At 53.8% G+C, this 14,276-nt stretch carries 11 protein-coding genes; 8 read left to right on the plus strand and 3 right to left on the minus strand.

Annotated features, from left to right (window positions below; translation table 11 throughout):
• Positions 1-5 precede the first annotated feature (5 nt).
• Both lpxB and rnhB read left to right on the plus strand, forming a co-directional pair.
• Positions 6-1,139 carry a lipid-A-disaccharide synthase gene (gene lpxB / locus GH984_RS00620; protein ID WP_153718290.1) on the plus strand — a complete coding sequence of 378 codons (1,134 nt, stop codon included), beginning with the start codon at positions 6-8 and terminating at the stop codon, positions 1,137-1,139.
• The gene (gene rnhB / locus GH984_RS00625) at positions 1,132-1,737 is read left to right on the plus strand and encodes a ribonuclease HII (protein ID WP_153718291.1); all 606 of its coding nucleotides are present in this window, start codon (positions 1,132-1,134) and stop codon (positions 1,735-1,737) included. The genes lpxB and rnhB overlap by 8 nt, the downstream gene beginning before the upstream one ends.
• Here rnhB and GH984_RS00630 read toward each other — a convergent pair.
• The 3 genes from GH984_RS00630 to lpxA are packed head-to-tail and all read right to left on the minus strand — an operon-like array spanning position 1,703 to position 4,565.
• Positions 1,703-2,830, minus strand: a complete 1,128-nt coding sequence (locus GH984_RS00630) for a DegT/DnrJ/EryC1/StrS family aminotransferase (RefSeq protein ID WP_153718292.1) — start codon at positions 2,828-2,830, stop codon at positions 1,703-1,705. The two genes, rnhB and GH984_RS00630, sit on opposite strands and share 35 nt — an antisense overlap.
• Positions 2,827-3,774, minus strand: a complete 948-nt coding sequence (locus tag GH984_RS00635) for a Gfo/Idh/MocA family oxidoreductase (protein ID WP_153718293.1) — start codon at positions 3,772-3,774, stop codon at positions 2,827-2,829. The genes GH984_RS00630 and GH984_RS00635 overlap by 4 nt, the downstream gene beginning before the upstream one ends.
• Positions 3,771-4,565 carry an acyl-ACP--UDP-N-acetylglucosamine O-acyltransferase gene (gene lpxA, locus GH984_RS00640; RefSeq protein ID WP_216643601.1) on the minus strand — a complete coding sequence of 265 codons (795 nt, stop codon included), beginning with the start codon at positions 4,563-4,565 and terminating at the stop codon, positions 3,771-3,773. The genes GH984_RS00635 and lpxA overlap by 4 nt, the downstream gene beginning before the upstream one ends.
• A gap of 74 nt (positions 4,566-4,639) precedes the next feature.
• On the opposite strand from lpxA, the gene dnaE reads away from it, so the two are divergent.
• Genes dnaE through eno form a run of 6 tightly spaced genes read left to right on the plus strand, consistent with a single transcriptional unit; the run spans position 4,640 to position 14,276 of the window.
• Positions 4,640-8,143 (plus strand): DNA polymerase III subunit alpha, encoded by a 3,504-nt coding sequence (dnaE, locus tag GH984_RS00645; RefSeq protein WP_153718295.1) that lies wholly within the window; start codon positions 4,640-4,642, stop codon positions 8,141-8,143.
• A gap of 37 nt (positions 8,144-8,180) precedes the next feature.
• Positions 8,181-9,146 (plus strand): acetyl-CoA carboxylase carboxyltransferase subunit alpha, encoded by a 966-nt coding sequence (locus tag GH984_RS00650; protein ID WP_369691874.1) that lies wholly within the window; start codon positions 8,181-8,183, stop codon positions 9,144-9,146.
• On the plus strand, positions 9,127-10,488 hold the full coding sequence (gene tilS / locus GH984_RS00655; RefSeq protein ID WP_172973127.1) for a tRNA lysidine(34) synthetase TilS: 1,362 nt from the start codon (positions 9,127-9,129) through the stop codon (positions 10,486-10,488). Before GH984_RS00650 ends, tilS begins: the two co-directional genes overlap by 20 nt.
• Positions 10,485-12,128, plus strand: a complete 1,644-nt coding sequence (gene pyrG, locus GH984_RS00660; protein WP_153718297.1) for a CTP synthase — start codon at positions 10,485-10,487, stop codon at positions 12,126-12,128. Before tilS ends, pyrG begins: the two co-directional genes overlap by 4 nt.
• Complete coding sequence (gene kdsA / locus GH984_RS00665; protein ID WP_153718298.1) at positions 12,125-12,964, plus strand: 3-deoxy-8-phosphooctulonate synthase; 840 nt, start codon at positions 12,125-12,127, stop codon at positions 12,962-12,964. Before pyrG ends, kdsA begins: the two co-directional genes overlap by 4 nt.
• Positions 12,965-12,974: 10 nt before the next feature.
• Positions 12,975-14,276 (plus strand): phosphopyruvate hydratase, encoded by a 1,302-nt coding sequence (eno, locus tag GH984_RS00670; RefSeq protein ID WP_153718299.1) that lies wholly within the window; start codon positions 12,975-12,977, stop codon positions 14,274-14,276.

The following is a 14,276-nucleotide window of genomic DNA, read 5'->3' on the forward strand; positions in this document are numbered from 1 at the left end:
AGCGCATGAGGATTGCACTGGTGGCCGGCGAACCTTCGGGTGACTTTCTCGGTGGCGGGCTCATTCGTCAATTGTCTCAGCGCTATCCGCACGCCCAGTTCGAAGGGATTGGCGGCCCTGAAATGCAGAGGGCCGGGCTGACAAGTTTCTTTCCGCTTGATGCGTTATCGGTGATGGGGCTTTTTGAGGTTATCCGCCACCTCCCCAGATTGTTAAAAATTAGGCGGCATTTGAGCCAACATTGGCAAAACAGCCCGCCGGATATTTTTATTGGTATTGATGCCCCGGATTTTAATCTTCCACTGGCGCGTCAGCTTCGTAAGAGCGGGGTGAAAACCACGCAGTATGTCAGCCCGACAGTTTGGGCTTGGCGAGAAGGGCGCATAAAAACATTACGGGCTGCGGTCGATCGAGTGCTCTGCATCTATCCCTTTGAGCATGAATACTTTGCAAAACGCGGCATGCCCTCCTGTTTTGTTGGTCACCCATTAGCTGACGAGGTGCCGATTGAGCAAAATCCGGCGGCAACAAGGCAAGCAGTGGGGCTGCCGGCGGATGGGTTACTTCTTGCGGTATTACCTGGGAGTCGCACGGGTGAAGTTAATCGACTCGGACCGGTGTTTTTTCAGGCTTTAGCCATTATTTGGGCTACCTTGCCAGAATTGCAGGTCGTGATTCCGTGCGCCACACCAAAAATCCGCGAGCAGTTAACCCAACAATTAGCTGAGTTCGAACACAAAGACCGAGTCACCTTGCTGGATGGTCAAGCCCGAGAGGCGCTAATTGCAGCCGACGCGGGCTTGGTTGCGTCTGGCACCGCAACGCTTGAGGCGCTTTTATGTCAGTGCCCCAGTGTAATGGCCTACAAAATTAACCCTTTGAGTGCAGCCATTGGTCGGCGTCTTATTCGGGTGCCTTATTTTGCCATGCCAAATTTAATGGCGGGTGAGTGTCTTATCCCAGAGTTTATTCAAGAAAAGGCGGAACCTGCGCCGATTGCAAAGGCAGTGCTGCATTGGTTAGCTGATCCCGCGGCGCGGGTAGCCATGAACCAACGCTTTGCGGCTTTGCATGAGCGGTTGCAACAAAACGCCGATGCAACGGCTGCGGCTGCCATAGCTGATTTAATCGATGCGTAGCCATGGCGTTATTGAATCCGGCGTTGCCGGCGTTGATGAAGCGGGGCGTGGGCCCTTGGCGGGCCCAGTTGTTGCCGCTGCGGTTATTTTAGCGCCCAACACGGCTGATTGGTCTGCTTTGCGTGATTCAAAACGGCTAAGTCCTAAGCGACGGGTGGCGCTAGCCAACCAGATTCGCGAGCATGCTTGTGCTTGGGCGATTGGTGAAGCGAGCGTTGCAGAGATTGATGAGCTTAATATTTTGCAAGCCACCTTAGTGGCGATGCGTCGCGCAATTTTCGGGTTAAAAACGCCTCCTCACCATGTTTATATCGACGGGCGAGATGTGCCTACCGCATTAAATTGTTCTGCCGAGGCGCTTATTAAAGGTGATGCGCTAGTGCCGGCTATTTCAGCCGCTTCTATCCTAGCGAAGGTAAGACGTGATGAGCATGCCGCTGCTCTGCACGCGCAGTACCCCGACTATGGGTTTGACAGACATGGCGGTTATCCCACTGCCCTGCATTTAGATCGGCTGAGCGTACTGGGCCCTACAGAGGCGCATCGGCGCACTTTTGGCCCGGTTAGACGTGCGCTGAGTGCTTTATCGCCGCAATAACTCGATCAGCATTTTCAAGCGAAAGCTCAGGGTACATGGGCAAAGAAAAACAACGTTGCGCAACGGATTCTGCCACCGGTAATGCCGGCGGGTGAGTGTGAGCAAACGCTTCTTGTTGATGCAGCGGGATAGGGTAATAGACCGCACTCGCAATCTGAGCGGTCTCTAGCCGACGCATCACTTCTTCTCGATGCTCGGGGCCTTCACTGAGCACGGTGTACTGGTGATAAACATGTGTACCAATCCCATCTTCAACAGGCGGCGTAAAACCAGGCAGGCCTGAAAGTGCAGCGGTGTAGTGATGGGCCACACGGCGTCTTCCCGCATTAAACGCATCAATATGGGGTAGCTTTGCCTGAAGAATCACTGCTTGGAGCTCATCAAGTCGGCTATTAAGGCCAATGCATTGATGATGGTAACGCTCCCGACTCCCGTGATTACGCAATACACGTAGCTCGGTTGCGAGCGCGTCATCATTAGTCGTAACTAGGCCGCCATCGCCGTAGCCTCCCAAATTTTTACTTGGAAAAAAGCTAAAAGCCCCTAATGCACCTAGGCTACCGGTCATCTGCTCGTTAATGGACGCGCCAAAGGACTGTGCGCAGTCTTCAATTAAAATAAGCCCATGCTCATCAGCAAGGCGCGATAAGGCAGGGAGGTTTGCGGGTTGGCCGAAAAGATGCACCGGCATAATTGCCTTCGTCTGCGCGGTAATGGCTTCTGCCACGCAGTTGGGATCTATGTTGAAAGTAGCCGGATCGATGTCAACAAATTTTGGCGTAGCCCCAACATAGCAAATGGCCTCAGCGGTGGCGATAAAGCTAAATGGTGTGGTGATGACCTCATCGCCGGGCCCAATGCCTGCGGCGCGCAGCGCTAAATGAAGCGCATCAGTGCCCGAGGCACAACCAATGGCATGGGCTACGCCTAAATACGCCGCTGCGGCCTTTTCAAAGGCTTGCACATTAGGACCAAGAATAAATTTTGCCTCATCCAATGCGGCGTGCAGGCCTTGTTCAATCTCTGCGCGGATGAGTGGATATTGCGCCGTAAGATCGACCATAGGAATGGGTGGCGCCGTGTTGTTGCTCATTGAGTGCTCTCCGTTAATTGGCGACTAATTTCGATGGCGGCGGCAAGCGCACGTTTTCCATCGTGCCCGGTGACGACGGGCTGCCCTTTATTTTGAATTGTTGTCACAAAACTGCCGATTTCATCCGCAAGGGCATCATTACGGCCGGGCTCGAGTCGTTCATGCATAATTTGCGCCATGGTAGGCGGCCCTGATGCCTCTGGGTCGCGCCGTTGTATATCCAAGGTGGCATTTTGTAGATCAAGGGATAAATAGGCGTTGCGCTGAAACACACGCATCCGACGCTCTGCACGTGGACTCACGCGGCTGGCGGTTACATTTGCCACACAGCCATTGGCAAATCGCAGGCGAGCATTCGCGATGTCGATATCCTCTGAAATGACCGCAGCGCCACTGGCATCCATAGACACTAACTCGGCATTGACGAGCTCTAAAATAAGGTCGATGTCATGAATCATTAAATCTAAGACAACGCTGACATCCGCGCCGCGCGGATTAAAAGGCGCAATGCGATGCGATTCGATAAACAGCGGATGATCTATTAAGGCAGCCGCGGCAACCACGGCCGGGTTAAAGCGCTCTAGGTGCCCAACCTGCAGTATGCAGTCATGCCGAGCGGCCGCAGCGATTAATGATTCCGCTTCGGCCTCAGTAACCGTCATTGGCTTTTCGATGAGCACATGCAGCCCGGCTTCCAGCAACGTAAGCCCAAGCGGATGGTGTAGGCGGGTCGGTGTGGCAACGCTTACCGCGTCTACATGGCCAAGCAATGAATCAATGTTATCGAACGCCTGGCAATTGAGTTCTTTAGCAACCGCCTTAGCTCGATCTAAATTTACATCAACAACCGCCATAAGCTCGCAATCAGCATGCGCAGCATATTTTTGTGCATGAAAGCGGCCAAGGTAGCCGGCGCCAACAACTGCGGTGCGCAGTGGGGTCATCTTGTTATTCCTCGGCCTCGGTGCCGAATAAAATCCAGCAGCACGTTAATCTCGGTTGTTTGTAGATTCGGGTCGGTGGCCACCGCGTCAACCGCGGCGTTTAATGTACCGCCATCGCGAAATAAGCGCTGATAGGCCTGCCGAAGCGCTCGGCGATGCTCCGTGGGAATGCCGGCTCGTTGAAGCCCACGAGAATTCAAACCTCGCAGTTGCGCTCGATCGCCGGCAACCATCGTAAAAGGGGCAACATCTCGATCAACCATCGATCCACCGGCCACCATGGCAAGGCGGCCGATATGGACAAATTGATGGATAGCGCAGAGCCCAGATATGAAAACTTGGTTATGAATGTGCACATGGCCGGCAAGCTGCGTTCCATTGCCAATAATCACGTGATCGCCAATTTGGTCATCATGGGCAATATGCGAAAAGGCCATAAACAGGCCATGATTGCCTACGCGTGTTATTCCATCTTCTTTGGTGCTCGCTCGGTGCGCAGTGGTGAACTCACGAAAATCGTTACCCTCGCCAACCACCAATTGGGTGGGTTCTCCTGCGTAAGTAAGATCTTGCGGCGGCTGGCCGAGCAAAGCATGTGGACCAATTCGATTATTTGGGCCCATCTCTAATGGCCCCTCTAACACGGCATGGGCGCCTACCGTGCAGTTGTTACCAAGTACAACGCCAGCGCCGATCACAGCGTAAGGGCCGACATGGCAATTTGCTCCGAGAACGGCTTGCGGATCAATTATGGCGGTTGGGTGAATGTGCTCAGCTCCCATGGTGTGCATGATGGCGTAATCTTGGCTTTCTCACCAGTGTAAAAATCTATCCGGATGACTCAATCCCGGTTAGCATTAGCAGGATGAATTCAGGTTTCGTACATCTTCATCTGCACACCGAGTTTTCACTCATCGACGGTACGGTGCGTGTAAAGCCCCTAGTGCGGGCGGTTGCTGAGGATAAAATGCCAGCGGTAGCGATCACCGATCAGGGTAACCTGTTTGGGATGGTCAAGTTTTACCGTGCGGCGATAGAGCTCGGGATTAAGCCCATCATAGGCGCTGATCTTCGAGTTGAGCACCCAACCGATCCATCTGCGCACCATGTAATGACTTTTCTCTGCGCTGATGCGACGGGCTACGCGGCGCTCACGCGGTTAATTACCGCTAGCTATTTGCAGGGGCAGGCAACGGGCTTGCCCGTGGTAGCGCGAGAGTGGCTTAACCAATGGCATGAGGGGTTAATTGTTCTTTCCGGCGCCGCTGCGGGTGATGTGGGGGAAGCGCTGATTGCGGAAGATCCTGAGGCAGCACAGCAGCGTCTAGCCTATTGGCAAGAACTCTATGGTGATCGGTTTTATCTTGAGTTGCAGCGCACAGGCCGACCAGGAGATGAAGAACAGGTGCATGGTGCGGTGGCTTTAGCAGCAAAAACCCACTGCCCCGTTGTTGCCACCAATAACGTGCGTTTCCTTGAGTCGGCCGATCATGAAGCTCATGAGGCACGTGTCTGCATTCATGATGGGCGCATTTTGCACGATGAGAATCGCCCGCGACTTTATTCAGAGGCGCAATACCTGCGCTCAGCCGAAGAAATGCAGGCGTGCTTTGAAGATATACCTGAAGCGATTGAGAACACTTTGCTGATCGCACAGCGGTGCAATTTAACCCTGACGCTCGATCAAAATGCCTTGCCCGATTTTCCGGTGCCGGACGGCAAGCCGATCGATCAATTTTTGCGTGAGGAATCAGAATGTGGTCTGGCTCGGCGTATTGAGCGTGATGGTGCGGTTACCGATACCCAAGCGTATCAGGCGCGGTTAGATTTTGAGTTAGATGTGATCAATCAAATGGGCTTTCCGGGCTACTTTTTGATTGTCGCGGATTTTATTCGCTGGGCCAAGGCCAAAGATATTCCAGTGGGGCCGGGGCGTGGCTCTGGTGCCGGCTCACTGGTGGCCTATGCGCTAGATATTACCGACTTGGATCCGCTTCGCTACGACCTGCTTTTTGAGCGATTCCTTAATCCAGAACGTGTTTCGATGCCGGATTTCGATGTCGATTTTTGTATGGAAAAGCGCGATCAGGTGATTGATTACGTGGCCGAGCGGTATGGCCGAGAGAAAGTCTCGCAAATCGCAACCCACGGGACCATGGCCGCAAGGGCGGTTGTTCGTGATGTGGGTCGAGTGCTCGGGCATGGATATGGGTACGTTGATCGCATTGCCAAAATGATCCCGTTTGAGCTGGGCATGACACTCGATAAAGCGCTGGAGCAGGAAGAGGATCTTCGTAAGCTCTGTGCGGAGGATGAGGATGTCAAACTACTCATTGATCTGGCAAAGCGTCTAGAGGGCTTATCAAGGAACGTTGGCAAACATGCCGGCGGCGTGGTGATTGCGCCGTCCGATTTAACCGAATTTGCTCCCTTATTCTGTGAACCGGGTGGGGCGGGACTTGCCACCCAGTTTGATAAGGATGATGTTGAGGCCGTTGGCTTGGTGAAGTTTGATTTTCTAGGCCTGCGCACATTAACCATTATCGACTGGACGGTTAAAGCGGTTAACAAAATTCGTGCGGAAAATAACGAACCGCCCATCGATATTAATCGAATTCCCCTGAATGATGCAGCCACGTTTAGTTTGCTGCGTGATTGTCAAACCACAGCGATATTTCAGCTTGAATCACGGGGAATGAAAGACCTCATTCGCCGCCTTCGGCCCGACCATTTTGAAGACATTATCGCCCTAGTTGCCTTATTCCGACCGGGGCCGTTGCAGTCGGGGATGGTGGATGATTTCATCGATCGTAAACATGGTCGAAAGCCGGTGGCGTACCCAACGCCAGAACTTCATCATGATGCGCTAAAACCCATTCTTAAGCCCACCTACGGTGTCATCCTGTATCAGGAACAGGTAATGCAGATTGCCCAAGCGGTGGGTGGGTACAGCTTAGGCGAAGCCGATCTTCTCCGTCGGGCCATGGGCAAGAAAAAACCGGAGGAGATGGCAAAGCAAAGAAGCATCTTTTGTGACGGGGCCGTGGCACAAGGCTTACGCCCAGCGCATGCCGAAGGCCTATTTGACTTAATGGAGAAGTTTGCTGGCTATGGCTTTAATAAAAGCCATTCGGCCGCTTATGCGCTCTTGTCCTATCAAACTGCCTGGCTGAAAACGCATTACCCCGCGGCATTTATGGCTGCGGTCTTATCCTCAGATATGGACAACACCGATAAGGTGGTAACGCTGATCGATGAATGTCGAGCGATGAAGCTCTCGGTAGCCCCGCCTGATATCAACCGCTCAGATTGGATGTTTCAAGCCTCTGATCCCACATCCGTCGTGTATGGGCTAGGTGCGGTCAAGGGCGTTGGGCAAGCGGCTGTCGAATCGCTCGTTACCGCGCGTGAACAGGGCGAGGCATTTGCGAATCTTCATTCACTCTGTCAGCGGATTGATCTGAAAAAGATCAATCGCCGAGTGTTAGAGGCGCTTATCCGCTCCGGTAGCTTAGATGGCATTACGCCTAATCGCGCCTCTGCGATGGCGGCATTGCCGAGTGCTCTACAGGGTGCTGAGCAAGCAATGCGCAATGCCACCATCGGTCAGGAAGATCTTTTTGGGTTAGGGCAAAGCGATGCTAAAACCGGCGCAGAAGAGGTGGTAGACACGGTGCCGGCATTACCGGAATGGGTAGAGATGGAACGCCTACAAGCCGAAAAAGAAACGCTGGGGCTTTATCTATCAGGGCATCCGATTAGCGCACATGAAACGGAGTTGGCCCGGTTTATTAGTTGTCGTCTGAAAGATGCCGCCGGCAATACCGATAAACGCGTTTTTCTGGCCGGGTTGATTGTGGATAGCCGCACACGGGTAACACAGTCTGGCAGGCGGCTCGGTATTGTCACCCTAGATGATCGGACAGCACGGTTGGAGATGGTCTTATTTGGCGATGTTTTTGAGCGTTATAAGAGTTTGATCGAAAAAGATACCCTCGTGGTGGTGGAAGGCGAGATTAGCCATGACGACTTTAGCGACGGATATCGCATCTCTGCAGAGCGGATTTATGACCTGCCCAGTGCCCGGTTAGCATTTGCCCAGCGTTTAGTGTTGGCCATTCATGAAAAGCAAGCCGGCAACGGATTGTTGCCTCACATAAAGGATTTGTTAAGTCGGTATCAGCCAGGCAGCTGTCCTGTGTGTGTTGAATATATCGCGAGCAGTGCCAAGGCAGCATTGCGCTTAGGGGAGCAGTGGAAAGTCAGACCCGAACCCAGCCTCATTGAGGAGTTAGAAGCACTGTTAGCGGCCGATGCGGTCCGTGTGGATTATGGGCGTCCAAAACAGCAGTCTAAAGGCAGGTCATGATATTCTGTAACCAGTTTTGGAGTAAGGGAGCAGACGCGTGGCATCCGCTGACTTGGATTTTTTAGAATTCGAACGGCCTATTGCAGAGCTTGAGGCTAAAATCGAAGAACTGCGCTACGTGGGCGATGACTCTGAAGTCAGTATCGGAGAGGAGGTTGCACGCCTTCAGGCTAAAAGCCGCCAGCTGACTGAGCAAATTTTTCGCAACCTGAGTTCTTGGCAAATCTCGCAGTTGGCCCGCCATCCACGGCGCCCGTATGCGGCTGACTACATTGCTGCCATGTTTACTGATTTCGAAGAGCTGCATGGGGATCGGGCCTATGCCGATGATGCGGCAATGATCGGTGGCGTTGCGCGCTTTAAAGGCCGCCCAGTGATGGTAATTGGTGAGCAAAAGGGCCGGGGCACGCGGGAGAAAATTGAGCGTAATTTTGGCATGCCACGTCCCGAGGGATATCGCAAGGCAGCGCGGCTCATGGAAATGGCCGAGCGGTTTGGTTTGCCGATTATGACCTTTATCGATACCCCAGGCGCCTACCCAGGGGTGGGCGCTGAAGAGCGCGGTCAAAGCGAAGCAATTGCTAGCAATTTAATGCAAATGGCGGGGCTTAATACCCCAGTGCTATGCACCGTCATTGGTGAAGGCGGCTCGGGTGGTGCGCTGGCTATCGGCGTGGGCGACCGGTTGCTCATGCTTCAGTACAGTACGTATTCAGTGATTTCTCCGGAAGGCTGTGCCTCAATTCTTTGGAAAAGTGCAGAACGCGCAGCCGAGGCGGCCGAGGCAATGGGAATTACCGCAGAGCGACTAGCCGAGCTCGGATTAGTGGATGAAGTCATCGCTGAGCCTCTGGGAGGCGCGCATCGCGATTGGGATGAAACGGCAAAGCGGTTATCTGATTCGCTGTCGCGCCATTTAGCGGATGTGGAGGCCTTAGACCTCGAGGCGATGCGGGCAGCGCGCTATGAGCGCTTGATGGCGATTGGGCACTTCCGCGAATAGCCTAATCGCTCAGTTGCCACCCGCAGCTCAGCGTCTTGTGCTGGCATGCAGTGGCGGAATGGACTCGGCTGTGCTGCTCCATTTGGCGCAGCAGACCGGTTGGCCTGTGCAAGTGGTGCATATTCACCATGGGTTACAACCACAGGCTGATGCTTGGGCTGCGCATGTCAAAAAGTTAGCCAAAAATGCTCAGCTCCCATGCCACGTGCTAACGATTCAGCCAAATCCTGACGAAGGCGGGCTGGAAGCGGGCGCGCGCAAGGCGCGTTATGCGGCACTCAAGGCATTTCTAGAGCCCGGAGACTGTTTGCTGACGGCGCATCATGCAGACGATCAGGTAGAAACCTTATGCCTGCGGATCTTACGCGGCACAGGCCCTATGGGGCTCGTTGGCATTCGGCATTGTCAGCCTTTTGGTGCGGGGTATTTGTTGCGTCCACTTTTAGACGTCCCCTATCAGGCCCTGCGCCAATACGCCCAATGCCACCAGCTGAGCTGGATGGATGATCCGAGTAATCAAGACACAAGCTTTGAGCGTAATTATTTACGCCACCAGGTTATGCCCCTGCTAAAAGCGCGCTGGCCGTCGATGCAACAAACCATGGGGCGCTTAGCTCGTCTCACAGAAGAAACCGAAGGAATCTTTAGTGAGTTGTTATCTGACAGGATAGGGCAGCACCGGTTGGCGGACGCGCCCCTTTTAGCTGTTAATACGCTAATTCAAGAATCTAGGGCAATGCGTTTTGCGATTGTTCGGGAATGGCTTGCCGAGCTGGGCTGGCGCCCACCGTCGCGACGCCAGCTCGATCAGGGGCTAGATGATCTCCTTTTTGCGGATGACGACAGACAGCCCGTTTTAAAGTGGGCAGATGGGCAATTAGCGCGCTTTAACGGAGCGTTGTATCGGCTTCCCAATCCCTTGCCGGCCGGTTTACGCAGCGCGGTGATCCGTCGAGGTGAAACTTGTTCATGGGGCCAGGTTGGAACGGTGCACTGGGTTTCTACTGCGTTGCCCGAGCAGGGAGATTTGTTGGAGATGCGCCCATTTAGCCCAGGTGACCGAGTCTATTTGCCACAACGTCCGCCACAAGCGGCAAAAGAGTTGCTCCGGCAGGCGCGGGTTCCACCCTGGTGGCGATCGCAGTTGCCGTTTATCACCAACTCGGCGTCAGAGGTGGTGGCAATTGCTGGTGTGGCGCCATCGGCTGCCTTTGAGTTTATCCCTAATGCCGATCCGGCGTTGGGAGATTGGCGATATTTTCATGGTTCTGTTACCGTATCACCCCGTCCTGCAGTGGCCCCCCGTTACTGCGATGTGCCAGTAGGCCGACGGAAAAAATGACACGATATATATTTATTACAGGCGGTGTAGTGTCCTCATTGGGTAAGGGCATTGCGGCGGCCTCGCTTGCAAGTATTCTTCAGGCCCGCGGTCTGAAGGTCACGATGGTAAAGCTTGATCCCTACATCAATGTTGATCCGGGCACGATGAGCCCATTTCAGCATGGTGAGGTCTTTGTGACCGACGACGGCGCCGAGACTGATCTTGACCTGGGGCATTACGAACGTTTCGTTCGAATGCGCGCTACGCAAAACAACAATTACACCACCGGGCGAATTTATGAGAGCGTGATCCGCAAGGAGCGGCGCGGCGATTACCTAGGCGGTACGGTGCAGGTAATCCCTCATATTACTGATGAGATTAAATCCTGCATCCAGCGAGGTGCGGGCGATTCCGATATTGCTTTAATTGAAATTGGTGGCACGGTTGGCGATATCGAGTCTTTGCCTTTTCTGGAGGCAATACGCCAGATGGGTGCAGAGCTGGGGCGTGAGCGCTGCTTGTATATCCACCTGACGTTGCTCCCTTGGATTGAAGCCGCGGGTGAGATGAAAACTAAACCCACCCAGCATTCGGTTAAAGAGCTCCGCTCCATTGGAATCCAGCCCGATATCTTAGTGTGCCGAGCCACCAAGGCGATTCCTGCTGAAGAGCGACGTAAGATTGCGCTGTTCACTAACGTCGATCCTAAAGCGGTTATTTCTGCCCTCGATGTCGATAATATTTATAAAGTGCCTGCCATGCTCCATGAGCAGGGGCTTGATCAGATAGTTGCCGAGAAGTTTGGCCTCGATCTGCCATCGGCTTCTCTGGCGGATTGGCAAAGGGTGGTAGATGCAATGCATGCCCCCACGGGTGAGGTCACGGTGGCGATGGTCGGTAAGTATGTTGATCTTGCTGATGCCTACATGTCGCTAAACGAGGCCCTGCGCCATGCGGGTATTCAGCATCAACAAAAAGTCACTATTCGCTACGTTGATTCGGAGGCCATCGAGCGGGAAGGAACGCGTCTGTTAGCGAATGTAGATGCCATCCTTGTGCCCGGAGGCTTTGGTGAGCGCGGTATTGAGGGAAAAATCTTAGCCGCTGGATACGCAAGAGAGCAGCAAATTCCGTTCTTGGGGATTTGTCTCGGATTGCAGGTTGCGGTTATTGACTACGCGCGCAATGTTGCGGGTTTAGAAGGGGCCCACAGCACTGAGTTTGTGGCCGATCCGCCGCATCCGGTCATCGGGCTGATTACCGAATGGATGACGGCAGAGGGTTTGCGTGAGGTCCGCGATGGGCAGTCTGATCTAGGCGGTACCATGCGCCTGGGGGCTCAGCCATCAACACTGGTGCGAGGAACCCGCTTTCATGAAGTTTATGGACAGGATGTGATCCAAGAGCGTCATCGGCACCGCTATGAGTTTAATAAGGGCTATGAGGAACCGTTGACCAAGGCAGGCCTTATCATTGCGGGTTGGTCGCACGACGGGCATCTTGCAGAAGCGGTAGAGCTACCGAATCATCCTTGGTTTTTGGCTTGCCAATTTCACCCTGAGTTCACATCAACGCCGCGTGATGGGCATCCGTTATTTGCCCACTTCATCAATGCCGCTATGGTGTATCGAGATCAGCACGCCAAGGTGGGTGCATGAGCGCGCACATTCAGGGGCAACCCATTGGGCTGGATCAACCGCTGGCCTTGATTGCTGGCCCGTGTGTCATCGAATCACCAGAAATGGTGATGGACATCGCGGAACAGTTGGTCGAGATGACCCAAGCGCGGGGTCTGCCGTTTATTTTCAAGGCATCCTTCGATAAGGCTAACCGTTCATCGGTTTCAGGGTACCGGGGTTGTGGCGTTGAGGCGGGGCTGGCAGCACTTGAGGCTGTTAAAAAGCAGCTCAAGGTGCCGGTTATTACCGATGTACATGAGTACACGCCACTGGCCGAAGTGGCTTGCGTTGTTGATTGGCTTCAAACCCCGGCGTTTTTATGTCGGCAAACTGACTTTATTCAGGCGGTTGCCTCTCAGGGCCTACCGGTCAATATAAAAAAGGGCCAGTTCCTCGCACCATGGGATATGCAGCATGTGGTTGAGAAGGCCAAAGCCACCGGTAATGAGCAAATCACGGTGTGTGAGCGGGGCGTGTCGTTTGGGTATAACAATCTGGTGGCGGATATGCGTGCCTTGGCGGTAATGCGCCAAACTGGCGTGCCAGTCATCTTTGATGCCACGCATTCGGTGCAGCTTCCTGGCGGCCTTGGTGGAGCCTCAGGCGGGCAGCGGGAGCATGTGCCCCTGCTGGCCAGAGCAGCTGTTGCTGCCGGGGTTAGTGGGCTGTTTATCGAAACGCACCCCAAGCCAGACCAAGCCCTATCCGATGGCCCTAATATGTGGCCCCTTGCTCGTTTACCAGGGCTGCTCGATACACTCGTTGAGCTGCATGCCGTTGTTCAGCGGCATGGGCTTGCGGAATTAACACAATAAAGGAAACGCAATGCTAACGATTAAAACGGTTCACGCGCGTGAGATTTTGGATTCAAGAGGTAACCCAACGCTTGAAGCGGAAGTGGTTCTAAATGACGGCAGTCGCGGCTTAGCGGCGGTACCCTCGGGAGCTTCAACCGGTGCGCGTGAAGCCGTTGAGCTTCGGGATGGCGACAAAAGTCGTTACTTGGGTAAAGGCGTTCAGCAGGCGGTTGCAAACGTGAATGGGCCGATTCAGGCGGCTATTGCAGGCATGGATGCCAACGATCAGCGTAGTTTGGATGAGTGTTTGATTGCGCTTGACGGCACCCCAAATAAAAGTGCGCTGGGCGCTAATGCGCTGCTGGGCACCTCGTTAGCGGTTGCCCGGGCGGCTGCAGCTGCAAAAGGTGTCTCCTTATTTCGCCACCTCGCATCCCCTGACGAATGGGTGCTGCCTGTACCGATGATGAATATCCTTAACGGCGGTGCACACGCCGATAATAGCGTCGATATTCAGGAATTTATGGTCATGCCGATCGGTTTTGATCGATTTGCCGATGCGCTGCGCTGCGGCACAGAAATTTTCCATGCGCTTAAAAAGGTTCTCAGCGCGCGTGGTCTTTCCACGGCGGTGGGCGATGAGGGTGGATTTGCACCCGATCTTCCGTCTAACGAGGCTGCTATCGAGGTGATTCTAGAAGCCATTGCCGCTGCCGGTTATACCGCAGGAGACGATGTGTGGATCGCGTTGGATGCGGCCAGCTCTGAGTTTTACAAAGACGGTGTTTATGATTTGGCCTCAGAGCAGCGTCAGTTTGATGCGCAAGGATTTGCGGATGTTTTGGCTGACTGGGTTAAGCGGTATCCCATCATTTCTATTGAAGATGGAATGGCCGAAGATGACTGGGACGGCTGGGCCATTCTCAGTCGCGCGCTAGGTGAGGGCGTTCAGTTGGTGGGTGATGATCTTTTTGTCACAAACACTGCTATTTTAGCTGAGGGCATTGAACGTGGCATTGGTAACGCGATTTTGATTAAATTCAACCAGATAGGTACGTTAACTGAGACAATGGATGCCATTTCCATGGCTGAGTCTGCCGGGTACGCGTCAGTCATTTCGCATCGCTCAGGTGAGACCGAAGACACAACGATTGCTGATCTTGCGGTGGCCAGCGCCGCCACGCAAATTAAGACGGGCTCGCTGTGTCGATCTGATCGAGTTGCCAAATACAACCAATTGCTTCGAATTGAAGAGGAGCTTGGAGACAAAGCACGCTATGCAGGCCGTACCGCCTTTCCCAGTCTTAAGCGAATGGGTTTGCAGGGCTAG

The organism is Spiribacter salilacus (assembly GCF_009649225.1).
Lineage (GTDB): Bacteria > Pseudomonadota > Gammaproteobacteria > Nitrococcales > Nitrococcaceae > Spiribacter > Spiribacter salilacus.